Genomic DNA, 24,220 nt, shown 5'->3' on the forward strand with positions numbered 1-24,220 from the left:
GTGGAGTTCATCGCCGCTTTCATTGCGGAGCAAAAGGCGTTTATCGGCCTGTTCGTGCTCGCGGGCATGTTCGCGGCCTTTGTCTGGGAGCGTTTCTCGCCCTCGGTCGTCGCGGTTGCCGGGGCGGGCACGATGCTCGCGCTCGGCCTGCTCGACGAAAAGGGTGCCTATGGCGTCTTTTCGAACAGTGCGCCGTTGACCGTGGGTGCGATGTTCATCCTGTCGGGCGCGCTGATCCGCACGGGTGTAATCGACAAGGTCGGCAATTATGTCGTCGATCGTGCCAAACGGAACCCGCGCCTCGCGGTGCTTGAGGTATTTGGGGGCGGCTTGCTCGTCTCGGGTTTCATCAACAGCACGCCCTTTGTCGTTGTGATGATGCCCGTCTGCTTCCGGCTGGCCGAGGCTCTGGGTATATCGCCCAAGAAATTGTTGATGCCGCTGTCGGTGATCGCGGTGCTCGGCGGCTGTCTGACCCTGATCGGGACTTCGACGAACCTCGTCGTCGCGGGGATCGCTGAACAGGCGGGGATCGAACGCTTCGGGCTGTTCGATATCACGCCTTACGGGCTAGCGGTCGCGGCGGCGGGCGTCGTCGGCCTCCTCATCATGTCGCGCTTTTTGCCGTCCGACTATCCGCGCATCGCCGAAAAGGCCGACGGCGCGGAACAACTCTATCTCACCGAGCTCGGCCTTCGTGAAGGCGATGCGGCGATCGATATGGCACTCGACGCCGCAAATCTCGGAATCGCGCCCGCGCAAATCGTCGGCGTGATCGCGGGCGGTCGGCTGCTTGCCGGAAGTGACGCCAAAAATCATCGCCTCGCCACGGGAAACCGGATCGTTGCGCGGCTCGACGGTGCGACGCTTATGACGCTGCGCAGCGAGGGGCGTTTCGGGATCGGCATCGGTGAAAGCCCTGAAGGCGATTCGACGGTGGTCGAGGTGACGGTTTCGCCCAATCACCGTTCGATCGACCGGCCGCTTGCCGAGATTCCGTTCCTCCAACGCCTGCGCGTCCGCATTCTGGGGGTTTCGCGGTTCCGCCATCTGCCCGGGCCAACGCTATCCGACAACCGCATCCGCGCTGCGGACCGGCTGCTGGTCGAGGCTGACGACGCCAATATCGGACATCTGCGCGCGAACACCGGGCTGATCGGGGTGGCGATGGCTTCGGTCACCGCCTTTCGCCGCCGCAAGGCGTGGATCGCGATGCTCGTTATGGCCGGCGCGGTGCTGGCGTCGGCAACCGGCGTCATGTCGATCGGTGTGGCCGCGTTCATCGGCATCGCCATCGTGCTGCTCACGCGCTGTATCGATGCGTCGGAGGCGTGGAGCAGTATTGACGGGGACGTGCTGATTCTGATTTTCGCGATGCTTGCGGTGGGCGCGGCGCTCGAACAGGCAGGGTCGGTCGAGCTGATGGTGGGGGCGCTCGAACCGGTGCTGACAGATTCCCCCCGATGGGCCGTGATTGCGATCGTCTATTTCTCCGCGCTGCTGCTCTCCGAGCTGCTCAGCAACAATGCGGTCGCGGCGCTGATGGGCCCGCTGGTCATCGGTATCGCCGAGGCGACGGGCGTTGCGCCGCAGCCGTTGCTGATCGCGCTGATGCTGGGGGCGTCGGCCTGTTTCGCGACTCCGGTCGGTTACCAGACCAACACGCTGGTCTATGCCGCTGGCGACTATCGTTTCATGGATTTCGTCCGCATCGGCGTGCCGCTCAATATTCTGACCGGCACTGCGGGCGTCCTTGCACTCAGCTTCTGGACTCCCTGACCCGGTCATTCGGCAACGCGCGATTGCTCCGGATCGGAGGGGCTGTTACCCCACCGGCATATCATCCGGGAAACCCGGAACCAGGGAGCATATTTTCCATGGCGAAACGCCTGACCTTATTCATTCTTGTCGGCATGGTGATCGGTATCATCACCGGCGCCATCGCCCATGCGCAGATCGGCGCCGACAAGGCCGCCGCGACGCAGATCGCGGGCTATTTCAGAATCCTGCCCGACGTATTTCTTCATCTTATCAAGATGATCATCGCGCCGCTCGTGCTCGCGACGATCGTCGCGGGCATCGCCAATATGGGCGACAGTGCGGCGCTCGGCCGGATCGGGGCGAAGTCGCTCTTCTGGTTCATCGGGGCCAGCTTCATGTCGATCACGCTCGGGTTGCTGCTGGTGAACTTCCTCCAGCCGGGCGTCGGTCTCGATTTGACGCCGACCGCCGAGGTGGGCGAGTTGAAGACCAGCGCGCTCAATCTGCGCGATTTCATCCTCCACATCTTCCCCGAATCGATCTTCGGGGCGATGGCGGCGAACGACATTCTCCAGATTCTCGTTTTCTCGGTCTTTGCGGGCGTCGGCCTGTCTGCACTCGGCGAACGCGCCGCGCCGCTGGTCCACGCCGTCGACCTGCTCGGCGAACTGATGCTGCAGATCACCAACTATGTGATGCTGTTCGCGCCGTTCGCGGTGTTCGGCGCGCTGGCGGGGGTGATCACGGTCAACGGGCTCGGCATCCTGCTCGATTTCCTGCGCCTGATCCTCGAATTCTATCTCGGCCTCGCCTTGCTGTGGGTGATCCTTTTCTCGCTCGGCGCGCTCTTCCTCGGCAAGCGTATCCTGACGCTGGCGCGCTATATCGTCGAACCGCTGCTGCTCGCCTTTTCGACTGCCTCGTCCGAAGCCGCGCTGCCCAAGCTGTTCGAACAGCTTGACCGTTTCGGCGTCCCGCGCCGCATTTCAGGTTTCGTTCTGCCGCTGGGCTACAGCTTCAACCTCGACGGCTCGATGATGTATATGAGCTTTGCGACGCTCTTCATCGCGCAGGCCTATGGCATCGACCTGTCGATCGGCACGCAGATACTGATCCTGCTGACGCTGATGGTGACGTCAAAGGGGATTGCGGGCGTGCCGCGCGCCAGCCTTGTCGTCATCACCGCGACGCTGACCCAATTCGGCCTTCCGGTCGAAGGCGTGGCGCTGATCCTCGGCATCGACCAGTTTCTCGACATGGGCCGTTCGGCGACCAATGTCGTCGGCAATGCGGTCGCAACCTCGGTCATCGCCAAATGGGAAGGCATGCTCGAGACGCCCGAGCCTGCCGATGCCGATTGGCCGCACGCCCCGGCGCATACGCCGCATCATGGAACCCGAGGGCTCGATCTTCGTGATGATATGGCGGGGGATGAAACAAAGCCGACGGCCGACAAAGCATAAGGCGCAGCTTTCCGGCCGCCCAGGGGGGCGAGCAAGGGAGCTGTGCCATGGCCGAAGCGAGCATGATAACGCCGATCGTGGGCGGCGAGGATGCGCGCGCCAAGCGCCTGCAATGGCGGATGCTCATCGGCTTTCTCGGTGGACTGATCGCCGGTCTGGCGGTGCATTATGGCGCCGCCGACGCGCCATGGGTGGAAAGCGTCACCACCTATGTTACCGGCCCAATCGGCCAGATTTTCCTGCGTCTGCTGTTCATGCTCGTCATCCCGTTGCTCGTCTCGGCACTGATCGTCGGGGTTGCCGAAATGGGCGAGATGCGGGCGCTCAAGAGCGTGGGCCTGCGCACGCTCGTCTATACGGTTGTCGTGTCGTCGATTGCGGTCGCGGTCAGCCTGGCTGTCGTCAACCTGCTCCAGCCGGGCGCCGGGGTCGATCCCGCGCTCGCGCGTAGCCTGATCGCACAGGGGGCAGAGGGTGCGAAGGCGATCACCGAGCGTGCAGGCGAGGCGAAGACCGGAATGGACGCGCTCGTCGCGATCGTCCCCAATAATTTTTTCAGCGCGATGAGCGAGAATGACGTGCTTGCCGTCATGTTCTTCGCGCTCTTCTTCGGCATCGGCCTGATGCTTGTCCAGACCCCGCAGACCGCGGCGCTGAAATCGGTGGTCGAGGGCGTGTTCGAAGTCGCGATGAAGCTGATCGGCCTCGTCATCCGGCTCGCGCCGATTGCGATCTTCTGCTTCATGTTCAACCTCGCTGCGCAGTTCGGCTGGGATTTGATTATCCGCCTGTCGGCCTATGTCGGCGTCGTGCTGCTCGCGCTGGGCTTGCAGATGTTCGTGGTCTTCCCGGTCATCCTCAAGGCGCTGGCAAAGAAATCGCCGATCGCTTTCTTTCGCGAGACGCAGGAGGCGTTCGTGATGGCCTTTGCGACCGCGTCGTCTAACGTGACGCTGCCGACCTCGCTCCGCGTCGCGCACGATCAACTGCGTCTGCCCGATCGTGTTGCGCGCTTCGTGCTCACCATCGGCGCCACCGCGAACCAGAATGGCACTGCGATGTTCGAGGGGGTGACGGTGATCTTCCTCGCGCAATTCTTCGGCATTGAGCTCACACTGACGCAGCAGATTTTCGTGATGCTCGTGTGCATCCTTGGCGGCATCGGGACCGCGGGCGTTCCCGCAGGGTCGCTGCCGGTGATCGCGCTGATCCTCGGCTCGGTCGGCGTCCCGCCCGAAGGCATCGGGCTGGTGCTCGGCGTCGACCGTTTCCTCGACATGTGCCGCACGGTGCTCAATGTCATCGGCGATCTGGTCGCCGCGACCGTGGTGTCGGCCGGCGTCACGGACGGGCCGGCGACAGAGGCCGCACCGGGCTGAAGCGCCCTGGTAAGCGTTTCAGCCCGAAGCTGTCATTTTCTAGTCGCTGCGAACCTGACCGGGGCGTCTGCTTTCATTCGAGCGCGGCGCGCGCGGAATCCCGCTGGCGCCATCGCCGCGTTCAGGGCGCGCGATCGACGGACGGTCAGGACGGGTGGGGCGGTCGGGGCGTGCACCAGGCTGGCTGGTGACGGGGGGACGACCGCCATCCGGAGTTCCGGTAACTGGCGGGCGACCGCCACCCGGGCGGTGGGGCCGATCGGGCCGTGCGCCGGGCTGGCCGACAACGGGCGGCTGCCATCCGTCGCCGGGATTTCCTGTGACCGGTGGGCGTCCGCCGGGGCGATGTGGCCGATCGGGACGTGTCCCGGGCTGACCGGTGACGGGCGGCCGCCAGCCGCCGGGGTTTCCGGCGCCGGGTCGATTGGGCCGGTCGGGACGAACGCCCGGCTGGCCGGGGACGGGCGGGCGACCGACGCCGCCGTGTCCGGGCCGACCCGGACGGTCATAATCGGGACGCCCGTTGCCGGGGCGGTTGCCGTCATGGCCATGATGTTTCCACCACGCGCGGCGGCCACCCCAATAGTTCAGATACGGGCCGCGCAGCGGATAGCGGTTGCGATAGCGGTCGAACATCCACGTCCCGTAACCGGGGTAGTAATAATCGTCATACCAGCCGCCACCAAAACCGATCTGGACGAAGCCGCTGCCATAGTCGGATCCGTCGTAGCAGTCGTAGCCATAGCCATCGTCATAGGAATAGGGATCATAATCATAATAGGAATCGGCGCAGCGACCGTTCGCCGACGCGTAGCTCGCGCCATTGACGTCGCCATAATAGCAGCCGCCGAGCGCCGTCGTCGCCAGCGCACCGAGCGCGATCGAGAGGGGACGTTTGAAATTCCTGGGCATCATGCCCTCCTAAATCGGGCCCGGGAGCGGACCGCTTATCATGGGGTGAAATTGCCTGAGTCGAGTTGAATTTGCGGTGAATGGTGCTGCGGTGTGGAATAAGGCTTACTTGCATCGCTGTCAGTAGTTCGATACGCTCGCGCCCAACCTATGGTAAAAGAGGATTGGCCGCGATGAACGCTCCTGCAAAGATTGCCTTTTCCGAAGCGCGCTTCGGCACCGAAACCAAGCATTGGTTGCCGCTCAATGCCGATTCGGCGCTCGATCATATTCCGGGCGAGGATGGCTATCCGGTGATTGGCAACACGCTGGAACAATTGGGCGATTACCCGGCCTTCTCGCGCCGCATGGTTGCCAAATATGGCCATGTCTTTCGCAATCACAGCATGGGCGGCCGTAGCGTCGGGATGTACGGACCCGATGCGAACGAGCTGGTGATGTTCGATCGCGACAAGATTTTTTCGTCCGAACAGGGATGGGGCCCGGTGCTTAATCTGCTCTTCCCGCGCGGGCTGATGCTGATGGATTTCGAAAAGCATCGCGCCGACCGCAAGGTGCTTTCGGTCGCGTTCAAGCCCGAACCGATGCGCCACTATGCCGATTCGCTGAACGCCGGAATCAAGGATCGGGTCGCATCGTGGAGCGGCAAGACCTTCAAATTCTATCCCGCGATCAAAAAGCTGACGCTCGATCTCGCCGCGACCAGCTTCCTCGGTATTCCCTTCGGGCCCGAAGCGGACAAGGTGAACAAGGCGTTCGTCGACATGGTGCAGGCGTCGATCGGCATCGTCCGCGTGCCCTTGCCCTTCACCGCGATGGGCCGCGGCGCCAAGGGGCGCGCCTATCTGGTCGAATATTTCGGCCGCATGGTGCCCGAGCGGCGCGAGGGCGAGGGCGAGGATATCTTCAGCCAGATCTGCCGCGCCCGCGACGATAATGGCGAGCATCTGAGCGTTGGGGCGATCGTCGACCATATGAACTTCCTGATGATGGCGGCGCACGACACCATCACGAGTTCGGTCACCACGCTCGTCTGGCAACTCGCGAAACATCCCGAATGGCAGGACAAGCTGCGCGAAGAAATGCTGGCGGTTTCTCCGGCGGGCGAGGGTGTCGGGCACAACAGCCTAGGCGAGCTCGAGCTCACCGAATGGGCGTTCAAGGAAGCGCTGCGGCTCGTCCCGCCGGTGCCGAGCTTCCCGCGCCGCGCACTCAAGGATTTCGAATTTGGCGGTTATCGTATTCCCGCCGGCACGATCGTCGGGGTCAGCCCCGGCTTCACCCATATGATGGAAGAGCATTGGCCCGAGCCCGAAACATTCGACCCGATGCGCTTTTCGCCCGAGGTCGCACGCGCACGCCACAAATATGCCTGGGTCCCCTTCGGCGGCGGTGCGCACATGTGCCTAGGGTTGCACTTCGCCTATATGCAGGCAAAAATCTTCTTCCACCACGTCGTCACCACCCACCGCATCGTCGTCGCGGAGGGCTATGATCCCAAATGGCTGATCCTGCCGATCCCGCGCCCCAAGGACGGGCTGACGGTGAGCTTCGTTCCGCTGACCAACCCGTAGCGGCGATAAAACAGGGCCCGTCTCTATTGCCCACGCTCAATCCGGATCGAACAGCACAGGGGGCTTTCAACCGGCGGGAAATTGCGGCAGGCGATGGCGGACATGAAGAGTCTCCGTCCCTATTTGCTCTGGTTCATCGCCGCGTTGCTGCTGAGCGTTGTCGCCGTCTATGCGATGCTATGGGTGCGCGACCATCCCCAGCATTGGCCCGGCGCGCGTTTCGAACTCGCGCATCCGCAAGGCTGGGCGACGCATCGCAAGCTCGTCGCGCTGGCTAGCGACGATGCCGCCTGCTTCGCGGCGTTCGATCGCGCCGATGCGGGCTATATTCGCCGTCCGGTGGTGGGTAAGGGGACGTGCCGTGCGAGCCAGCGAATGCTGCTGACCGGCAACAAGTTCGTTCCCACTATGGCGCCGGCGGGCGCGGCACCCGGATGCGCGGTCACCGCCGCAATGGCGCTGTGGAACCGCGACGCAGTGCAGCCGCTCGCCGAGCGCTACTTTGGGCAAAAGGTCGTGTTGCTGGAAAATCTCGGCAGCTATAATTGCCGCAAGATCGCGGGCGAACAGGCGCAGAGCCAGCATTCGACCGCCAATGCGATCGACATTTCGGCCTTTGTTCTGGCCGACGGAACCCGCATTTCGGTGCGGAACGACTGGAATGATAACGGCGCGCGCGAAGAGTTTCTGCACGCGGTCCGCGACGGGGCGTGCGGCCTGTTCAGTACCACGCTGTCACCCGATTATAACGCTGCCCACGCCGATCATTTTCACCTGGACATGGCGGCGCGGACCGCAGGCTGGACGGTCTGTCACTGATTTAGACGGTGAAGCTTTCGCCGCAACCGCAGGCGCCCTTGGCGTTCGGATTTTCGAACACGAAACCGGCGGCGAAATCATCCTCGACCCAGTCCATCACGCTGCCGATCAGATAGAGCACCGACGCGCCGTCGATGTAGAAAACCCCACCGGGGGTTTCGATCTTCTCGTCGAACTTCTGTTCTTCGGTGACATAATCGACTGAATAGGCGAGCCCCGAGCAGCCGCGGCGCGGCGTCGACAGGCGTACGCCGATCGCACCCTCGGGCGCGGCCGCCATCAGCGCGGCGACGCGTTCTTCCGCATTCGGGGTCAGCGTGACTGCGGCGGGGCGGGTGCGGGTTTTCGTCTCGGTCATCATAACATTCCCAATTCGAGGCGCGCTTCGTCGCTCATATTCTCGGGGCTCCACGGCGGATCCCAGACGAGATTGACTTCGGCATCGCCAACCCCCGGAACCGCGCCGACGCGCAGCTCGACCTCGGCGGGCATCGACTCCGCCACCGGGCAATGCGGCGTCGTCAGCGTCATCGTGACGAGCGCATGGCCGTCGTTGATCTCGACATTATAGATCAGCCCAAGGTCATAGATATTCACCGGAATTTCCGGGTCGAAAATGTCCTTCAGCGCATTGATGACGGCTTCATACAGGTCGCCGCCGACGCTGTGCGGATCGACCGCTGCGGGCTTGGCGGCCAGAAAGCCTTCCAGATAGTCGCGCTTGCGCTCCAGCTTCTCGGGCGCCGTTTCGGCATCCGCGACGCGCGCCTTTGGCGGGGCCTCGACGCTTTTCACTTCCTCGACCCGAATCCCGGTCTCACTCATGCGGTCCTCGCTCATCCGAAAATCCTCTCGACGCGCGACAGCCCCTCGATCAGGGCCGCGACATCGTCGTCATTGCTGTAAACGCCAAAACTCGCGCGCGCGGTCGCGGGGACACCCAGATGCTCCATCAGCGGCTGTGCGCAATGGTGCCCGGCGCGGATCGCGACCCCGCTTTCATCCAAGATAGTGCCGATGTCGTGCGGATGAACCCCTGCCATCGCAAAACTCACGATTCCGGCGCTGTTTTCGGGACCGAACAGCGTGATGCTGTTCCGCCGCGCCAGCGCCTCGCGCAATGTGCCGACCAGCGCGACCTCATGCGCGTGGATCGTATCGACGCCGATCGCCTCGACATAGTCGACTGCGGCCGCAAGCCCGATCGCCTCGATAATCGCTGGCGTACCCGCCTCGAACCGCGTCGGGGCGGGGGCGTAGGTGGTCTTCGCAAAGGTCACGCGGTCGATCATCGACCCGCCGCCCTGCCACGGCGGCAGGCTATCGAGCTTGTCGCTCCACAGCACGCCAATGCCGGTGGGGCCATAAAGCTTGTGCCCCGAAAAGACATAATAGTCGCAGCCCAATGCCGCGACATCGACCGGCAACCTCGGCACCGCCTGGCAACCATCGATCAGCAATTCGGCGCCGACGCGGTGTGCCAGTTCGGCCGCGCGCGCGACGTCGAGCGGGCTGCCGAGCACGTTCGAGACATGCGCGAAGGCGACCATATTGTGGTCGGGGGTCAGCAGCTTTTCGGCGGCATCGAGGTCGATGCGTCCATCGGCGGTCAGCGGACACACATCGACCTGCCAGCCGGCAAGCTGCCACGGCACGATATTGCTGTGATGCTCAAGCACCGACAGCAGCACGCGGCCCTTCTTCGGGTGCGAGTAAGCGACCAGATTAATCGCCTCGGTCGCGCCGCGCACGAACGCGATCTGATCGTCGCGTGCGCCAATAAAGCCCGCAATCCGCCGCCGCGCGGCCTCATAGGCCAGCGTCATGTCGGCCGAGCGCGCGTACACGCCGCGGTGCACCGTCGCATAGTCGCGGCCCATCGCATTGACCGTCGCATCGATCACCGTCTGCGGTTTTTGCGCCGTCGCGGCGGTGTCGAGATAGTGCCAGCCGGGGGTGAGACCGGGGAAGTCGGCGCGCACGTCGGGAAAGGTGCGAAGGGCGGTGGTGGTGCTCACACCAGCTCTCCCAGCTTTGCCAGCGCCAGTTCCTGCAACCGCGCCTCATCCTCGGCGCCGTCAAACACACCCGCAACAAACGCCTGCAGCATCAGCTTTTTCGCTTCGCCCGGCGGCAGCCCGCGCGACTGCAGATAGTAAAGCGCCATGGCGTCGAGTTCGCCGATTGCGCAGCCGTGCGCGCATTTCACATCGTCGGCGAAGATTTCGAGTTCGGGCTTGGCGTTGGCGGTTGCGCTGCGGTTCAGCAGCATCGCCTTCACATCCTGCGCGCTGTCGGTTTGCTGCGCATCGCGCGCGACCGCGACCTTGCCGAGATAGGTTCCGGTCGCGGTGCCCGCCAGCACCGACCGCACCACCTGCCGCGACGTCGCGCCGGGTTCGGCGTGGGTGACGGTGGTGATGATTTCCAGATTTTGCTCGCCGCCGCCGATCTGCGCCGCGCCGAGGGTGAAGTCGGCGCCTTCGTGCAGCGTCACCGCAAGTTCGATGCGGCCATAGTTGCCGCCGACGTTGAGCACGTGCAGCGAAGCCACCGCGCCCTTGCCGAGCACGAGTTCGATTTGCCGGATACCGCCCGCGTCCTGCACAATAGCGCGTTTAAAGTCGCCGCCAGCAGGCACGATGATGCTCTCCGGCGCGGGCAGCGGCCAAGCCGCAACGACCGCGTCGATGTCGCTATAACGCCATGCTTCGTCACGGCGCGAGGGGAGGGCGGTGGTGGTCAAATCACGACCTCCCCCGCTTCGTCACCCCGGACTTGATCCGGGGTCCATGCGGTGATGGATGCCGGATCGAGTCCGGCATGACGATGGAAAGCAGGGCGGGTGAAAATCATCACGCCGCGATCTCCGCATAACCATGTTCTTCCAGCTCACGTGCGAGTTCGGGTCCGCCCGACTTCACGATCCGGCCCGCCGCGAGAACATGCACGAAATCGGGCTGCACATAATCGAGCAGGCGCTGATAATGCGTGATCAGCAGCACCGCCTTGTCGGGGCGCCGCATGATCGAATTAATCCCGTCGCCCACGGTGCGCAGCGCGTCGATGTCGAGGCCCGAGTCCGTCTCGTCGAGGATCGCGAGCCTGGGGTCGATGATCCCCATCTGCACCATCTCGTTGCGCTTCTTTTCGCCGCCCGAAAAGCCGACGTTCACCGGGCGCTTGAGCATGTCCATGTCCATCTTGAGCAGCCCCGCCTTCTCACGCGCCAGCTTCAGGAAATCGCCGCCCGACAGCGGCTCCAACCCGCGGGCCTTGCGCTGCGCATTGAGCGCCTCGCGGAGGAACTGGACATTCGACACGCCGGGGATTTCGACCGGATATTGGAACCCCAGGAACAGCCCCGCCGCGGCGCGTTCGTGCGGTTCCATGTCGAGCAGATCCTGCCCGTCGAAGGTGGCCGACCCGTCGGTCACTTCATAACCGGGCCGTCCGCCGAGGACGTAGGACAGTGTCGACTTGCCCGCGCCATTGGGCCCCATGATCGCATGGATTTCGCCCGCATTGATGCTGAGCGACAGACCCTTCAGGATCGGCTTGTCCGCGACGGTGGCGTGGAGGTTATCTATTTGAAGCATCATATTTCCTCAACGTTTGGGCCGAAGTCCTCTGGTTCTAGTGCTTGGGCGGACGACGTGGTGTTGAACTGCCCATAGGCATCGCCCAACAATCGTCCCAATTCTTTCGGTGGGAGATCATCCCAACCTGGACCTACCATCTTGTCCGCGCAGTCAGACAGGACCCAGTTGAAGACTACCTTCGGCTGGCCCGGAATAGAGCCTTTAAACCAAGGTGGGGGAGAAGCCGGCTTGTGTCGGTCAACATATGCCTTAGAACGTAGGTCGACACATTGTGCCCATGCGGCATGTGGCCCGGATCCATTCCTTAGATTGATCCAACGCAACTCATCGCGATTGCCTGAGCTTGCGCATCCGCTTAAGAAAACCGAGAGCGAGAGCAAGATTAAGAAGGTAGCGACCTGCCTCACCCAACGCTCCCCTCAAGGCTGATCCCCAGCAACTTCTGCGCCTCGACGGCAAATTCCATCGGCAGCTGCTGTAGCACTTCTTTGGCAAAGCCGTTGACGATCAGCGCCACCGCTTCTTCCTGCCCAAGTCCGCGCTGCATCGCGTAGAAGAGCTGGTCGTCGCTGATCTTGCTCGTCGTCGCTTCATGCTCGACGGTCGCGGTCGGGTTGCGGACCTCGATATAGGGCACGGTGTGCGCGCCGCTGAGCGAGCCCAGAAGCAAGCTGTCGCACTGGGTGAAGTTGCGCACGCCCTCGGCATTGGGCGCGACGCGCACGATGCCCCGATAGGTGTTGTTCGACTTGCCCGCGCTGATCCCCTTCGACACGATTGTCGAGCGCGTGCGTTTGCCATTGTGGATCATCTTGGTGCCGGTGTCGGCCTGCTGGTAATTGTTGGTGACGGCGACTGAATAGAACTCGCCGACGCTGTCGTCGCCGTTGAGCACGCAGCTTGGATATTTCCACGTGATCGCCGAGCCGGTTTCGACCTGCGTCCACGACACTTTGCTGCGCTTGCCCTGGCACAGCGCGCGCTTGGTCACGAAATTATAGATGCCGCCCAGCCCCTCGGCATTACCGGGATACCAGTTTTGCACCGTCGAATATTTGATCTCGGCATCGTCGAGCGTCACCAGTTCGACCACCGCGGCGTGGAGCTGGTTCTCGTCGCGCATCGGCGCGGTGCAGCCTTCGAGATAGGAGACATAAGCCCCCTTGTCGGCGATGATCAGCGTCCGCTCGAACTGCCCCGTATTCTCGGCATTGATGCGGAAATAGGTGCTGAGTTCCATCGGGCAGCGCACGCCTTCGGGCACGTAAACGAACGTCCCGTCGGAGAAGACCGCGCAGTTGAGCGTCGCGAAATAATTGTCGTGCATCGGCACGACCTTGCCGAGCCACTTTTTCACCAGCTCGGGATATTCGCGGATCGCTTCCGAAATCGACAGAAAGATCACCCCCGCGCGCTTCAATTCCTCGCGGAAGGTCGTCGCGACACTGACGCTGTCGAACACCGCGTCGACCGCGACCTTGCGGGCGCCCTCGACGCCCGCGAGCACTTTTTGCTCCTCGATCGGGATGCCGAGCTTTTTATAGACTTCGAGGATTTCGGGATCGACCTCGTCGAGGCTGCCGAGCTTGGGCTTCGGCTTCGGCGCCGCATAATAATAAGCGTCCTGATAGTCGATCGGCGGCACGTTGAGCTTCGCCCAGTCGGGGGTCTCCATCGTCTGCCAGTGGCGAAACGCCTTCAGCCGCCAGTCGAGCATCCATTCGGGCTCGTTCTTCTTTGCCGAAATGAAGCGGACCGTATCCTCGGTCAGCCCCTTGGGCGCGAAGTCGGTCTCGATCGTCGAGGACCAGCCATGCTCATAGTCGGCGACCTTCGCTGCGGCATCGTGCGCGGCCTGATCTTTCACGGGGAGTTCGGTGCTGTCTGTCATAATATTATCTCGTCGCCCCCGCGAAGGCGGGGGTCGCTATCGGTTGAGCATGGAGGCCAGCGCCCCCCGCTTTCGCGGGAGCCACGGTAAGGCTCGCCAAACTAATCTGTTGAAGCGCCCCGCGCACCGCGCCATTCACGACATCCCAGTGCGGTTGCACCTTGCAGCTGCCTTCGAGCGAGCAATCATGCCGCCCTTCGGCAACGCAGGCGGTCAGCGCGATCGGCCCTTCGACCGCCTCGATAATATCGGCAACGCTGATCGCCGCCGCGGGCCGCGCAAGCCGTACCCCGCCGCCACTGCCGCGCGATGCGACGAGCAATCCGGCGCGAGCAAGGCCGCTCACCAGCTTCTGTGCCGTCGGTCCGGGAATTCCCGTCTGTTCGGCCAGCATCGCCGCGTGAATCGGCACCGACCCGCACTGGCGGGCGGCGGCGCTCATCAGCACCACGGCATAATCGGCAAGGTTGGACAGGCGCATTGTTCTTTTCCGTCGCAGTTGCGAACGATTCTTAACTGGAGTAAATTACTCCACTTATATAGGCGAAGCTTTTGCGCGGTGCAACCAAGGGGCGCTACGCTTCCGCCAAGAAAAAAAGGCACCCATTCGGCCAAAGCCAAATGAGTGCCAAGATGAAGGTCTCGGTCCTCGTCAGGAGGATGAGCTCTTCTGGGTCGCAGGGGTCAAATATGCCCGGCATGCGATTCGCGATTGGATGGAAACGCCAAAAAGTGATGGCACGCGATAATTGATGGTTAGTTTCGCGGTTAAGTCTCGGAGACCATCGGGCTGACCTTGCCGGCCAGCTGCTTGCGGCCCTGGGTCGTCGCCTCGGTATAGGGCGATGGCCGCGCGAGTTGCCCCGGAGTGGCGCCGGCGAATTGCTTGATTTCGCGAATCAGGTGCGACTGGTCGTAAAAGGCGTCGCCGAGCTGAGCCGTGTCGAGGGCTTCGCCGCGCGCCAGCGCCGACGCCGCACGTACGGCGCGATATTTGCGCGCCAGCATCCGTGGCGAGAGGCCATAATAGCGTTTGGTCATCCGCTCGACCGAGCGGATCGACATGCCGGTCGCCTCGACCAGTTCGGGAACCAGCGGTGACGCCGATGCGGTCAGCCACTGGTCGACGGTGCGGATGAACCACAGCGGTGCGGGCTCATTTCGGGTCAGCACCTCGCGCGCGAAATTATTGCCGATGACCAGCCGCGCCTCGACATCGGCCGCATTTTCCAGCGCCGCCGCAACCTCGTCGATCCATGGTCCAAAGATATCCGCCGCGTCCATCGACCGGTCTGTCAGCTTTTCGGCGTCGCCGCCCATCAACGCCGCCCAGCCGGCCGGAAGCATACCGAAACCGAACATGTGGGTCGGGCAATGGCTGATCGCGCGAACCGGGCCGCTGGTCGGGCCGACGATATTGGCCTTGCAAACGGGCGCGCGTTGGCCGTCGGCGAAGACATATTCGCCGTCGGCAGCGGTCACGAAACGGAATTGCGGACGGTCGGCGCGCTCATATTCGTCGAACAGCGGCATGTTGATGCGCGCGAAATAGAAACTCGACACCAGCTCCGCCAGATCGGGATCCGGCGGGAAATATTGCAACTCGAACGGCGCATCGCCGTCCGCGCCTGCTGGCGAGACTGTTGTATCCGACATGACGAGACCGACCCCGGCAGCTTTTGGCGCTGCCTTTTATTAACCCGGGGAAATCCTTTTGCCTTTTGGCCGCGCGCGTCAAGCGGCATTTTTTGAGGCGACCTATCCCCCCTGCGCGGCGATCCAGGCGTCCACCTGCTGTTCCAATATGTTAAGCGGCACCGGTCCCGATTTGAGCACGACGTCGTGGAAGGCGCGAATGTCGTAGCGTCCGCCAAGCTTCGCCTGCGCACGGGACCGCAACTCCATGATCTTCAGCTTGCCGATTAAATAGGCGGTCGCCTGTCCCGGATAGACGATATAGCGCTCGATCCCCTTTTCGATGTCGCCATCGGGGTTGGGGGTATTCGCCTTCAGATAGGCGATCGCCTGCTCGCGGCTCCAGCGCTTGTCGTGGATGCCGGTGTCGACGACCAGCCGGGCGGCGCGCCACAGCTCCATCCCCAGCCGCCCGAAGTCGCTATAGGGATCAGTATAAAAGCCCATGTCCTTGGCGAGCTCCTCCGAATAGAGGCCCCAGCCTTCGGTATAGGCAGTGAAACCGCCAAAGCGGCGGAAGGGCGGCAGGCCGGTGAGTTCGGTCTGCACCGCGCGCTGGAGATGGTGCCCCGGCACGCCCTCATGATAGGCGAGCGCTTCAAGCTCGGTCTTCGGCATATCCTTGAGATCATAGAGGTTTACATAATAGGTGCCCGGCCGCGACCCGTCGGGGGAGGGCGAGGAGTAAAATGCTTTTCCGGCGGACTTCTCGCGGAACGCCTCGACCGCCTTCACCACCAGCGGCGCTTTCGGCAGCGTATTGAAAAAGGCGGGAAGCCGCGCCTCCATCGCCTTGGTCTTGGCGTCGACGTCGGCCAGATAGGCTTCGCGCGACGTGTAATAATATTGCGGGCTGGTGCGCAGATGTTCGAAGAATTGCGGCAGCGTGCCCTTGAAGCCGACCTTGGTCATGATCGCCTTCATCTCGCCATGGATGCGCGCGACTTCGGACAGGCCGAGGTCGTGGATCTGCGCGGCGGTCATGTCGGTCGTGGTGTAGTTCGCGAGCAGCGCTTCATAATAGGCTTTGCCGTCGGGCAGGCGCCAGATGCCGTCCTGCGTCGGCGCGCTCGCCTGCTGGCGCTTCATCTCGGTGAGCAGCCGGTCATAGGCGGGCCCGGCGCTTCCGGCCCATGTCGCGCTTGCGGTGCCGCCCAGGCGCGCCTTTTCGGTGGCGGCGATGTCGAGTTTGTCGACCTTGGCGGTGAAATCCTCGATTACCGCATTGCCGGGCTTGCGGATATTTTCGATATCCGAAATCACATAGGCATAGACCCATTTGGGCGGCTGAATGCCTGCCGCGGCACGCTCCGCTGACTGCGCCGTCAGCGTATCGAGCAGCGGGCCAAGGCCGCGGATGCGCTCGATATAGGCTTCGGCCTCCGCGAGGTTCGATACGCGGTGAATGTTGATCAGAAAGGCGGGGAGCTGGCTCTGCGCGCCGTTCATCTGGTCGAAGATATAGCCATGGCTCCGGAAGGGAAACAGGCGCTCGGCGCGGTCGGCCTGTGCGCCGAACAGTTCGAATGACAGCGCGTCGTCGGCGGACAGGGCCGCGGGGTCGAAGCCGCCGCGCATCGCCGCAGCAGTCGCCTGCTGCAGCTTGTGGCTCGCAACTTCGGCCTCGTCGCTGACATCGTCCCAGCGGCCATAATCGCCGTCGCGAATGCCGCGATAGGCCTTGCCCTGCGGCGAGAGCGACAATTGCGCCTTGTCATAATTGTCGAAATATTGCGCGAGATTGGCGCCTGCTGGCGGTTCGGCGGGCGCTGCGACGGTGGCGGGCGTGGCGACGTCGGGGGCCACCGAACAGCCTGCGAAGACGAGCATCAGCATGCTGGCGGACATGACAGTGACAAGGCGGCGATGCGACACGATTTTCTCCCGGTTTTTCCGATGTCCGGGGGGCTTGCCATCGCGCCGTCGCACGCGCAAGGGCGGGGCATGTCCTTCTTTGCTTCCGCTACCGATGCCGCTTATGCGCTCGTCCGCCCGCTCGTCCACGCCACCGATGGCGAGGCGGCACATAATCTGACGCTCAGTGCCTTGCAGCCGCTACCGCGCGCGCACCGCGCGCTGACCAGCACGGTGCTCGCGACCGAGCTGGCCGGGATCGCCTTTCCCAACCCGGTCGGGCTTGCCCCCGGTTTCGACAAGGATGCGCGCGTCGCGCATGTGATGCCGCATTTCGGTTTCGGCTTCGTCGAGGTCGGCACGCTCACCCCGCTGCCGCAGGAAGGCAATCCGCGCCCGCGGCTGTTCCGGCTGGTCGAGGATGGCGCGGTAATCAACCGAATGGGTTTCAACAATGGCGGGCAGGCCGCCGCGGCGGATCGCATCGCGCGACTGCGCGGCTGCGGGCTCGCGGTGCCGCTGGGCATCAACATCGGCGCCAACAAGGATAGCATCGACCGCATCGCCGACTATGCCAAGGGCACGGCGGCGATGGCGCCACTTGCCGATTATCTCACCGTCAATATCAGCTCGCCCAACACTCCGGGGCTGCGCGCCTTGCAGGACAAGGGCGCGCTCGAGGCATTGCTCGACGGCGTGGCGGCGGCGCAACCCGCAGGCGCGGCAAAGCCGGTGTTCCTCAAGGTCGCGCCCGATCTTGAACCCGCCGACATCGACGACATTGTCGCGGTGGCGATCGACAAGGGATTGGCCGCGGTGATCGTGTCGAACACGACGATCACGCGCCCCGCGCTGGCCTCGCGCCATGCCGGCGAGGCCGGCGGGCTGTCGGGCGCCCCGCTGGCCGATCTTGCGCTACAGCGGGTGAAGGACTTTCGTGCGGCCAGCGGCGGGAAGGTGCCATTGGTGGCGGCGGGCGGCATTGCGTCGGCGGAACAGGCGTGGGACCGTATTCTGGCCGGCGCCAGCCTGGTGCAAATCTATTCGGCGATGGTCTTCGCCGGGCCGGGGCTCGCTGCGCGGATTGCGCACGGGCTGGAAAGGCTTGCGGTGCGTGACGGCTTCGCCCGGGTAGCCGACGCCGTGGGGAAGGGGGCCTAGGCCCCCTCCGGCAGGCGGGAGGGGAACAAGGGTTGCGCTACCCCGACCCCCGCGCCAAAGTCGGTTCATGATCAAACGATTCCTCGCTGCAACCAGCCTTTTCGTCATCGCTATTCCGTCGCTTGCTGCGGCACAGGGTGTCACTTCATCGGCCGACGCACGTGCGACCGAGGCGGGGCGTCAGATTTTGCATGCGGGTGGCTCGGCCGCCGACGCTGCGATCGCGATGGTCGCGGTGCTGACGCTCGTCGAGCCACAGTCGAGCGGCGTCGGGGGCGGCGGTTTCCTGATCTATCACAACGCCGGTGATGGCAGCATCGGGACGGTCGACGGGCGCGAAATAGCCCCAGCTGCGGCGAAGCCCGGCCGCTTCCTCGGCCCCGACGGCAAGCCGCGCCCCTATATGGACGTGATACCGGGCGGGCTGTCGGTCGGCGTCCCGGGCAATGTGCGGTTGATGGAAATGGCGCACAAGCGCTGGGGCAAGCTCGAATGGAAGGCGCTGTTTCAGCCGGCGATCAAGCTGGCGGAAGAGGGGTATCAAGTGACCCCCGCGCTCTACAACTGGCTCGATCGCTACCAGTCCCAGTGGAAGGATTTCCCGGACGCGCGCGCGATTTATTACATCGACGGCAAGCCCGCGCCGGTGGGCACGCGGCTGAAGAATCCGGCCTATGCCGCTCTGCTGCGCGACATCGCCGCGCGCGGTCCCGACGCTTTTTACACCGGCGCCAATGCGCGCGCGATCAGCGATGCGGTGGCCAGGGCGCCGCGCAACCCTGCGATACTGACCACCAAGGATATGGCGGCATATAAGGCGAAGGATCGCCCGGCGGTCTGCACCACCTACCGCGTCTACAAGGTGTGCGGCATGGGTCCGCCCTCGTCGGGCGCGACCACCGTTTTCGGAATTCTCGGCATGCTCGAGGGCTGGGACATGAAGACGATGGGGCAGGCCAACCCGATGAGTTGGCACCTGTTGTCGGAGGCGATGCAACTCGCCTATGCCGACCGCGAAAAATATCTCGGCGACGGCGATTTCGTCGATGTACCGGTCACGGGGCTGCTCGACAAAAATTATCTGGCCGACCGACGGCAGCTGATCTCGCCCTATGGTCGTGCGACAAGCTATCCCGCCGGCAATCCGCCGGGGGCGAAGCCGCGCACCGCCTCAGGCCCGGTCGCCGAACAGGGGACGACCCATTTCGTCGTCGTCGATCGCGCGGGCAGCGTCGCGTCGATGACCTCGACGGTCGAAAGCATCTTTGGCAGCAACCTGATCGCCAACGGCTATTTCCTCAACAACGAGATGACCGATTTCGACCTGAGCCCCGAAAAGGGCGGAGCGCCCGCCGCGAACCGTGTCGAAGCGGGCAAACGGCCGCTGTCGTCGATGTCGCCGACGGTCGTCTATGGCCCCGACGGCAAAATCATGTTCGCGGTTGGTTCGGCGGGCGGCAAGCGGATCATCATGCATGTGGCCAAGACGCTGGTCGGTGTGCTCGATTGGGGACTCAGCGCCGAGGAGGCGATTGCGCTCCCCAATCTGTTTTTCGGCCAGTCGGGCGTGCTGATCGAGGGCAATGACGCCGGCAAGGCGATCGCCGAACAGATGAAGCCCTTTGGCTATGACTTTAACCCCACCGACCTGGGGTCGAAACTCAATGCCGCGCAGCGCGTTGGCGATGTGTGGCACGGCGCTGCCGACCCGCGTGGCCCCGGCACCTCGTCGGTGGATGATGCGCCGCCGCAAGGCTAGGACAAGACCAGAAAAAACATAACAGACCAACCTCTCCGGGGAGAGTAGAAGAATGAAGCTGAAAAACCCGCATCTCGACCACTTCCCCAGCCTGGTCGCGATGTTCCTCGACCGCGCCGAACGGGGCGGCGACGATCCGTTTCTGTGGCGCAAGACCGATCGGGCGTGGCAGCCGCTGAGCTGGCGACAGGTCGCGCATCAGGTTTCGGCGCTCGCGCATCATTTGCGTGCGCTTGGGCTGAAGGATGGCGACCGGGTGGTGCTGGTCAGCGAAAACCGTCCCGAATGGTGCATCGCCGACCTTGGCATCATGGCCGCGGGTTGCATCACCGTCCCGACCTATACGACCAACACCGAACGCGATCACCAGCATATCCTCGACAACAGCGGCGCCCGCGCGGTGGTGGTTTCGACCGCGAAGCTCGCCCGGACGCTGATGCCCGCGGTGATGCGCTCGAACGCGCATATCGTCATCAGCATGGAAAATCTGCGTATCGGCCAGCAGGGCGATGTTGCGATCCATGACTGGGATCCGCTCGTTACCGGTGGCGAGGCGCATCTGGATGAAGCGCGCACGCGCGCGGCCGGGATAACCCGCGACGACACCGCCTGCCTTATCTATACCAGCGGTACCGGCGGCGCTCCGCGCGGGGTGATGCAGCATCATGGCGCGATCCTGCACAATGCCGCGGGCGCCGCCGAAGTGCTGGTCAACGACTTCGGTATCGGCGACGAAGAGGTTTTCCTGTCCTTCCTGCCGCTCAGTCACGCCTATGAACATTCGGGCGGCCAGTTTCTGCCGATCATGGTCGGCGCGCAGATTTACTACAGCGAAGGCCTCGAAAAGCTCGTGGCGAATATCGAGGAGACGCGCCCGACGATCATGGTCGTCGTGCCGCGCCTGTTCGAGGTGATCCGCGCGCGGATGATCAAATCGGTCGAAAAACAGGGCAAGCTTGCCAACTGGATGCTGGGTCAGGCGCTGCGCGTCGGTGAAAAGGATTATGAGCGCCGCCTGGGCGTGCTCGACCGGCCGGTCGACATCATCCTCGACAAATTGTTCCGGCCCAAGATCCAGAAACGCTTCGGTGGCCGGATGAAGGCGCTGGTGTCGGGCGGTGCGCCGCTCAATCCTGAAATCGGCGTCTTCTTCCACTCGATCGGCCTCACTCTGCTTCAGGGTTATGGCCAGACCGAGGCAGGGCCGGTGATCAGCTGCAATCGCCCGAGCGCCGGGATCAAGATGGACACCGTCGGTCCGCCGCTGATGAACACCGAAGTGCGCATCGCCGACGACGGCGAGATATTGGTGCGCGGCGAGCTGGTGATGAAGGGCTATTGGCGCAACGAGGCGGAGACCGAGCGTGTGCTCGTTCCTGATCCGGCCGAGCCCGACAAGGGGCCGTGGCTCCATACCGGCGACATCGGCCATATCGATCCGCAAGGCCGCATCGTCATCACCGACCGCAAGAAGGATCTGATCGTCAACGACAAGGGCGACAATGTCTCGCCCCAGCGCGTCGAGGGGATGCTGACCCTCCAGCCCGAAATCCTTCAGGCGATGGTCTATGGCGACAAGCGTCCGCATCTTGTCGGCATCCTTGTTCCCGATCCCGAATGGATGGCCGAATGGGCCGAGGCCGAAGGGCTGCCCAAAGACCTGGGGCGGCTGCGCGAACATGAGAAATTCCGCACCGCGCTGCGTGCCGCGGTCGACCGTGTCAACGATCAGCTGTCGGTGGTCGAGAAGGTCCGCAAATTCGACCTCGCCGATGCGCCTTTCACTATCGAGAACGAGCAGATGACGCCGTCGATGAAGATTCGGCGCCATATCCTCAGGGACGTTTATGCGGACAAGATCGCCGCACTGTACAAGGCATAGCCCGTCGCCCCTGCCTTTGCGGGGGCGGCCTGACTACATATAACAGGCGGGGTTGCGACCCGAGGAGCTCGGTGCAAACCGGACCCCGCCCGTGGCTGAACCCTTGAGTTCAGCCTGCGTCCCCTTCCGGTTTGCGATAGGGGACGAATTCGCCAAGGACGCAGGTCGGGCCGCGGATGCCGCTCGACCGGTCGACCAGATGGAAAAAATCACCGGCACAGGTTGACGATCCGAACTGGCGCACGACCATGATGTCGCTGTCGCGCGCCAGACCCGGGCAGCTGCCCTTCAGGTCGTTGCGATAGACCAGCTTGCCGCTGGCCCGATAGAGCAGGATGTCGTCCGATATGCGGATCGTGTCGGTGGTCCGGAAATTGGGCAGGCATTTTTCGGGCGGACCCGGAACCTTGCCCGCGAGCTGCTTGTTGAGCCGCTCGGCCTGTTTCGGGGTGAGCGCTTCGGCGCCGGGAGCGGCGCTGCCTGCCGGAGCACAGCTGGCGATCAGCGGCGCCGCGACCAGCGCTGCGGCATAGATCAGCTTCGGCTTTGCCATCTCGTGTCTCCTTGACGGTTTCAGGCTAACGTTCAGGAATGGTGTGATTTTCCGGGTCATGCTGCATCCTTCAGCGCGCGGATGCGCCCGAGTTCGGCGGCATTCGGTGCGCGCAGAAAGGGATTGGTCGCGCGTTCGGCGCCGATGCTCGTCGGCACCGTCGCCTCGCCCGCGGCGCGCGCGGCCTCGACCGCCGCCAGCCGCGCGGCGAGCGCGTCATTGCCGGGATCGACGGTTACCGCGAAGCGTGCGTTCGACAACGTATATTCGTGCGCGCAATAAACGCGCGTCGCGTCGTCGAGCGTGCCCAGCTTTTGCATATTGGCGAACATCTGTTCGGCGGTGCCTTCGAACAGGCGGCCGCAGCCCATCGCGAACATCGTGTCGCCGACGAAGATCGCGTCGTCACTGGCGAAATGATAGGCGATATGGCCGGCGGTATGCGCGGGCACGTCCCAGACGTCGGCTTCGACCTCGCCCAGCCGGACGCGATCGCCGCCCTTCACCTGCACATCGAGTGTCGGGATGCGTTCAAATTCGGCAGCGGGGCCAGTGATCGTGCAGCCTGTTGCTTGCTTGATCGCGGCATTGCCGCCGGTGTGGTCGGGGTGCCAATGGGTGTTCCAGATGTCGGTGATCGTCCAGCCGCGCTCCGCCGCCGCGGCGAGGACCGGTTCGGCGACCGCTGGGTCGACGACCATCGTCGCCTTGCTCCGGGGCTCGTGGACCAGCCAGACATAATTGTCGCTGAGGACGGGAATGCGGACGATGTCGAGTGCAGTCACGAACGTCTCCTTTCTCGCCAGCCTCTCAACCATTCAGACGGAGCCGGTGGCGATCCGCCTTGATCGTACATCTTCAATGCACGATTGCATCCTGTCCTTTGCTGTTAAATTCGATGGGGCCGAACGGTGCGGCGAACAGGGTGAGTTTGCCATAGCGAAAGCTATCTGTCTCCCCCTCTTCCGCGGCCGTTGCGGCAAGGCCGGGCGCATCGAAATCGATCGGTGCGCCCGGCGTCATTCTTACCAGCTTCCCGTGTTGGGCATCGAGGCCCAGGGTTCCTGCGGCGGCAAATGGCCTTCCTGCAGCAACTCGACCGAAATGCCGTCGGGCGAGCGGACGAACGCCATATGGCCGTCGCGCGGCGGCCGGTTGATCGTGACCCCGGCGTCCATCAGCCGCTGGCACGTCGCGTAAATATCGTCGACGCGATAGGCAAGATGGCCGAAGTTGCGGCCGCCGGTATAGACTTCGGGCGCGCTGCCGTCCTCGGCGGGCCAATTCCAGGTCAGTTCGACCTCGGCTATGCCGTCCTGCCCCGGGCAGGCGAGGAAGATCAGGGTGAAGCGTCCTTGCTCGCTGTCGAAGCGGCGGGTTTCCTCCAGACCGATATGGTTGAAGAAGGCGATCGTTGCATCGGGGTCGGTGACCCGGATCATCGTATGAAGATATTTTGCCATGCCCCTATTTAGGCACGCAGCGGCGTTTCTTCAAAGGCTTCGAACAAGGATACGAATTCATCGGGCACCGGTGTCGCCGCGCCCTGCGCCTCGGCGACATGGACGTTGACCAGCAGGCCGGCCGCGCGAAGATCGTCGGCGCCCGCGCCATGCAGTTCGAACAGATAGACCATCGAACTTTTGCCGACGCGCGAACAGCGCACGCAAATGTCGATTTCCTCGTCGAGCAGGATCGGCGCCTTGTAATCGACCTCGGCGCGCGCGACGTGGAATTCGGGGCTTTCACGGTGCGGCCAGCGGTCATGGACCCCGGCGGCGCGCCAATATTCGGTGATCCCGATGTCGAAATATTCGAGATAGCGGCTGTTGAACACCACGGCCTGCGCGTCGATTTCGGCATAGCGGACGCGTTTGCGGACGGAAAAACGAAAATCGCTGCGGGCCATGATAAT

The 24,220-nt window shown here is 63.5% G+C and carries 23 protein-coding genes; 8 read left to right on the forward strand and 15 right to left on the reverse strand.

All coding sequences use genetic code 11. The annotated features are described in order from the left end of the window. From AC1RRJ_RS02840 to AC1RRJ_RS02850, 3 genes are all read left to right on the forward strand, one after another. Window positions 1-1,779, forward strand: coding sequence for an SLC13 family permease (locus AC1RRJ_RS02840; RefSeq protein ID WP_493120201.1), 1,779 nt, complete (start codon window positions 1-3; stop codon window positions 1,777-1,779). A gap of 98 nt (window positions 1,780-1,877) precedes the next feature. After that, complete coding sequence (locus AC1RRJ_RS02845) at window positions 1,878-3,224, forward strand: dicarboxylate/amino acid:cation symporter (RefSeq protein ID WP_493120202.1); 1,347 nt, start codon at window positions 1,878-1,880, stop codon at window positions 3,222-3,224. A gap of 47 nt (window positions 3,225-3,271) precedes the next feature. Next, window positions 3,272-4,603 carry a dicarboxylate/amino acid:cation symporter gene (locus tag AC1RRJ_RS02850; protein ID WP_493120203.1) on the forward strand — a complete coding sequence of 444 codons (1,332 nt, stop codon included), beginning with the start codon at window positions 3,272-3,274 and terminating at the stop codon, window positions 4,601-4,603. A gap of 39 nt (window positions 4,604-4,642) precedes the next feature. Here AC1RRJ_RS02850 and AC1RRJ_RS02855 read toward each other — a convergent pair whose 3' ends face one another. Continuing rightward, a complete protein-coding gene (locus AC1RRJ_RS02855) occupies window positions 4,643-5,518 on the reverse strand; it encodes a hypothetical protein (RefSeq protein WP_493120204.1) in 876 nt (291 codons plus the stop codon). 170 nt (window positions 5,519-5,688) lie between these two features. Between AC1RRJ_RS02855 and AC1RRJ_RS02860 the strand changes: the two genes are divergently transcribed. Beyond that, a complete protein-coding gene (locus tag AC1RRJ_RS02860; RefSeq protein WP_493120205.1) occupies window positions 5,689-7,089 on the forward strand; it encodes a cytochrome P450 in 1,401 nt (466 codons plus the stop codon). A 102-nt stretch (window positions 7,090-7,191) separates the two neighbouring features. Further along, window positions 7,192-7,908 (forward strand): extensin-like domain-containing protein, encoded by a 717-nt coding sequence (locus tag AC1RRJ_RS02865; RefSeq protein ID WP_493120206.1) that lies wholly within the window; start codon window positions 7,192-7,194, stop codon window positions 7,906-7,908. Window position 7,909: 1 nt separating this feature from the next. On the opposite strand, the gene AC1RRJ_RS02870 is transcribed toward AC1RRJ_RS02865, so the two are convergent. From AC1RRJ_RS02870 to AC1RRJ_RS02910, 9 genes are all read right to left on the reverse strand, one after another. Continuing rightward, window positions 7,910-8,269, reverse strand: a complete 360-nt coding sequence (locus AC1RRJ_RS02870; RefSeq protein WP_493120207.1) for a HesB/IscA family protein — start codon at window positions 8,267-8,269, stop codon at window positions 7,910-7,912. Further along, window positions 8,266-8,733: an SUF system Fe-S cluster assembly protein gene (locus AC1RRJ_RS02875; protein WP_493120689.1), complete on the reverse strand. Its 468-nt coding sequence runs from the start codon at window positions 8,731-8,733 to the stop codon at window positions 8,266-8,268. The genes AC1RRJ_RS02870 and AC1RRJ_RS02875 overlap by 4 nt, the downstream gene beginning before the upstream one ends. An 11-nt stretch (window positions 8,734-8,744) precedes the next feature. Continuing rightward, complete coding sequence (locus AC1RRJ_RS02880) at window positions 8,745-9,926, reverse strand: aminotransferase class V-fold PLP-dependent enzyme (RefSeq protein WP_493120208.1); 1,182 nt, start codon at window positions 9,924-9,926, stop codon at window positions 8,745-8,747. Next, window positions 9,923-10,654, reverse strand: a complete 732-nt coding sequence (locus AC1RRJ_RS02885) for a SufD family Fe-S cluster assembly protein (protein WP_493120209.1) — start codon at window positions 10,652-10,654, stop codon at window positions 9,923-9,925. Before AC1RRJ_RS02885 ends, AC1RRJ_RS02880 begins: the two co-directional genes overlap by 4 nt. Window positions 10,655-10,763: 109 nt before the next feature. Beyond that, entirely contained in the window at window positions 10,764-11,507 is a 744-nt protein-coding gene (gene sufC / locus AC1RRJ_RS02890) for a Fe-S cluster assembly ATPase SufC (RefSeq protein WP_493120690.1), read from the reverse strand. Window positions 11,508-11,913: 406 nt separating this feature from the next. Further along, window positions 11,914-13,401, reverse strand: coding sequence for a Fe-S cluster assembly protein SufB (gene sufB / locus AC1RRJ_RS02895; protein ID WP_493120210.1), 1,488 nt, complete (start codon window positions 13,399-13,401; stop codon window positions 11,914-11,916). A 4-nt stretch (window positions 13,402-13,405) separates the two neighbouring features. Further along, a complete protein-coding gene (locus AC1RRJ_RS02900; RefSeq protein WP_493120211.1) occupies window positions 13,406-13,882 on the reverse strand; it encodes an SUF system Fe-S cluster assembly regulator in 477 nt (158 codons plus the stop codon). Window positions 13,883-14,169: 287 nt separating this feature from the next. Continuing rightward, entirely contained in the window at window positions 14,170-15,057 is an 888-nt protein-coding gene (locus AC1RRJ_RS02905; protein WP_493120212.1) for an AraC family transcriptional regulator, read from the reverse strand. A 102-nt stretch (window positions 15,058-15,159) separates the two neighbouring features. Further along, the gene (locus tag AC1RRJ_RS02910) at window positions 15,160-16,944 is read right to left on the reverse strand and encodes a DUF885 domain-containing protein (protein WP_493120691.1); all 1,785 of its coding nucleotides are present in this window, start codon (window positions 16,942-16,944) and stop codon (window positions 15,160-15,162) included. A gap of 96 nt (window positions 16,945-17,040) precedes the next feature. Here AC1RRJ_RS02910 and AC1RRJ_RS02915 point away from each other — a divergent pair, with 96 nt between their 5' ends. From AC1RRJ_RS02915 to AC1RRJ_RS02925, 3 genes are all read left to right on the forward strand, one after another. Continuing rightward, window positions 17,041-18,111 (forward strand): quinone-dependent dihydroorotate dehydrogenase, encoded by a 1,071-nt coding sequence (locus AC1RRJ_RS02915; protein WP_493120213.1) that lies wholly within the window; start codon window positions 17,041-17,043, stop codon window positions 18,109-18,111. Window positions 18,112-18,178: 67 nt separating this feature from the next. Then, window positions 18,179-19,870: a gamma-glutamyltransferase gene (ggt, locus tag AC1RRJ_RS02920; protein WP_493120214.1), complete on the forward strand. Its 1,692-nt coding sequence runs from the start codon at window positions 18,179-18,181 to the stop codon at window positions 19,868-19,870. 52 nt (window positions 19,871-19,922) lie between these two features. Then, complete coding sequence (locus AC1RRJ_RS02925; protein WP_493120215.1) at window positions 19,923-21,752, forward strand: AMP-dependent synthetase/ligase; 1,830 nt, start codon at window positions 19,923-19,925, stop codon at window positions 21,750-21,752. A gap of 109 nt (window positions 21,753-21,861) precedes the next feature. On the opposite strand, the gene AC1RRJ_RS02930 is transcribed toward AC1RRJ_RS02925, so the two are convergent. The 5 genes from AC1RRJ_RS02930 to AC1RRJ_RS02950 all read right to left on the reverse strand — a co-directional run bounded on the left by AC1RRJ_RS02930 (window position 21,862) and on the right by AC1RRJ_RS02950 (window position 24,214). Further along, window positions 21,862-22,305, reverse strand: a complete 444-nt coding sequence (locus AC1RRJ_RS02930) for a hypothetical protein (protein WP_493120216.1) — start codon at window positions 22,303-22,305, stop codon at window positions 21,862-21,864. Window positions 22,306-22,361: 56 nt separating this feature from the next. Continuing rightward, on the reverse strand, window positions 22,362-23,090 hold the full coding sequence (gene gloB / locus AC1RRJ_RS02935; RefSeq protein WP_493120217.1) for a hydroxyacylglutathione hydrolase: 729 nt from the start codon (window positions 23,088-23,090) through the stop codon (window positions 22,362-22,364). A gap of 73 nt (window positions 23,091-23,163) precedes the next feature. Then, a complete protein-coding gene (locus AC1RRJ_RS02940; RefSeq protein WP_493120218.1) occupies window positions 23,164-23,328 on the reverse strand; it encodes a hypothetical protein in 165 nt (54 codons plus the stop codon). Between the two features lie 2 nt (window positions 23,329-23,330). After that, on the reverse strand, window positions 23,331-23,768 hold the full coding sequence (locus AC1RRJ_RS02945; protein WP_493120219.1) for a VOC family protein: 438 nt from the start codon (window positions 23,766-23,768) through the stop codon (window positions 23,331-23,333). A gap of 8 nt (window positions 23,769-23,776) precedes the next feature. After that, on the reverse strand, window positions 23,777-24,214 hold the full coding sequence (locus tag AC1RRJ_RS02950; protein ID WP_493120220.1) for an acyl-CoA thioesterase: 438 nt from the start codon (window positions 24,212-24,214) through the stop codon (window positions 23,777-23,779). Window positions 24,215-24,220 lie beyond the last annotated feature (6 nt).

Source organism: Sphingopyxis sp. GW821-FHT12C06 (assembly GCF_058807415.1).

What these genes read in the sequence shown, in the direction of transcription:
- AC1RRJ_RS02845 (WP_493120202.1), top strand. Translation starts at nt 1,878, where the DNA reads ATGGCGAAACGCCTGACCTTATTCATTCTTGTCGGCATGGTGATCGGT.
- AC1RRJ_RS02850 (WP_493120203.1), top strand. Translation starts at nt 3,272, where the DNA reads ATGGCCGAAGCGAGCATGATAACGCCGATCGTGGGCGGCGAGGATGCG.
- AC1RRJ_RS02855 (WP_493120204.1), bottom strand. Translation starts at nt 5,518, where the DNA reads ATGATGCCCAGGAATTTCAAACGTCCCCTCTCGATCGCGCTCGGTGCG.
- AC1RRJ_RS02860 (WP_493120205.1), top strand. Translation starts at nt 5,689, where the DNA reads ATGAACGCTCCTGCAAAGATTGCCTTTTCCGAAGCGCGCTTCGGCACC.
- AC1RRJ_RS02865 (WP_493120206.1), top strand. Translation starts at nt 7,192, where the DNA reads ATGAAGAGTCTCCGTCCCTATTTGCTCTGGTTCATCGCCGCGTTGCTG.
- AC1RRJ_RS02870 (WP_493120207.1), bottom strand. Translation starts at nt 8,269, where the DNA reads ATGATGACCGAGACGAAAACCCGCACCCGCCCCGCCGCAGTCACGCTG.
- AC1RRJ_RS02875 (WP_493120689.1), bottom strand. Translation starts at nt 8,733, where the DNA reads ATGAGTGAGACCGGGATTCGGGTCGAGGAAGTGAAAAGCGTCGAGGCC.
- sufC (WP_493120690.1), bottom strand. Translation starts at nt 11,507, where the DNA reads ATGCTTCAAATAGATAACCTCCACGCCACCGTCGCGGACAAGCCGATC.
- sufB (WP_493120210.1), bottom strand. Translation starts at nt 13,401, where the DNA reads ATGACAGACAGCACCGAACTCCCCGTGAAAGATCAGGCCGCGCACGAT.
- AC1RRJ_RS02900 (WP_493120211.1), bottom strand. Translation starts at nt 13,882, where the DNA reads ATGCGCCTGTCCAACCTTGCCGATTATGCCGTGGTGCTGATGAGCGCC.
- AC1RRJ_RS02905 (WP_493120212.1), bottom strand. Translation starts at nt 15,057, where the DNA reads ATGTCGGATACAACAGTCTCGCCAGCAGGCGCGGACGGCGATGCGCCG.
- AC1RRJ_RS02910 (WP_493120691.1), bottom strand. Translation starts at nt 16,944, where the DNA reads ATGTCCGCCAGCATGCTGATGCTCGTCTTCGCAGGCTGTTCGGTGGCC.
- AC1RRJ_RS02915 (WP_493120213.1), top strand. Translation starts at nt 17,041, where the DNA reads ATGTCCTTCTTTGCTTCCGCTACCGATGCCGCTTATGCGCTCGTCCGC.
- ggt (WP_493120214.1), top strand. Translation starts at nt 18,179, where the DNA reads ATGATCAAACGATTCCTCGCTGCAACCAGCCTTTTCGTCATCGCTATT.
- AC1RRJ_RS02925 (WP_493120215.1), top strand. Translation starts at nt 19,923, where the DNA reads ATGAAGCTGAAAAACCCGCATCTCGACCACTTCCCCAGCCTGGTCGCG.
- AC1RRJ_RS02930 (WP_493120216.1), bottom strand. Translation starts at nt 22,305, where the DNA reads ATGGCAAAGCCGAAGCTGATCTATGCCGCAGCGCTGGTCGCGGCGCCG.
- AC1RRJ_RS02940 (WP_493120218.1), bottom strand. Translation starts at nt 23,328, where the DNA reads ATGACGCCGGGCGCACCGATCGATTTCGATGCGCCCGGCCTTGCCGCA.
- AC1RRJ_RS02945 (WP_493120219.1), bottom strand. Translation starts at nt 23,768, where the DNA reads ATGGCAAAATATCTTCATACGATGATCCGGGTCACCGACCCCGATGCA.
- AC1RRJ_RS02950 (WP_493120220.1), bottom strand. Translation starts at nt 24,214, where the DNA reads ATGGCCCGCAGCGATTTTCGTTTTTCCGTCCGCAAACGCGTCCGCTAT.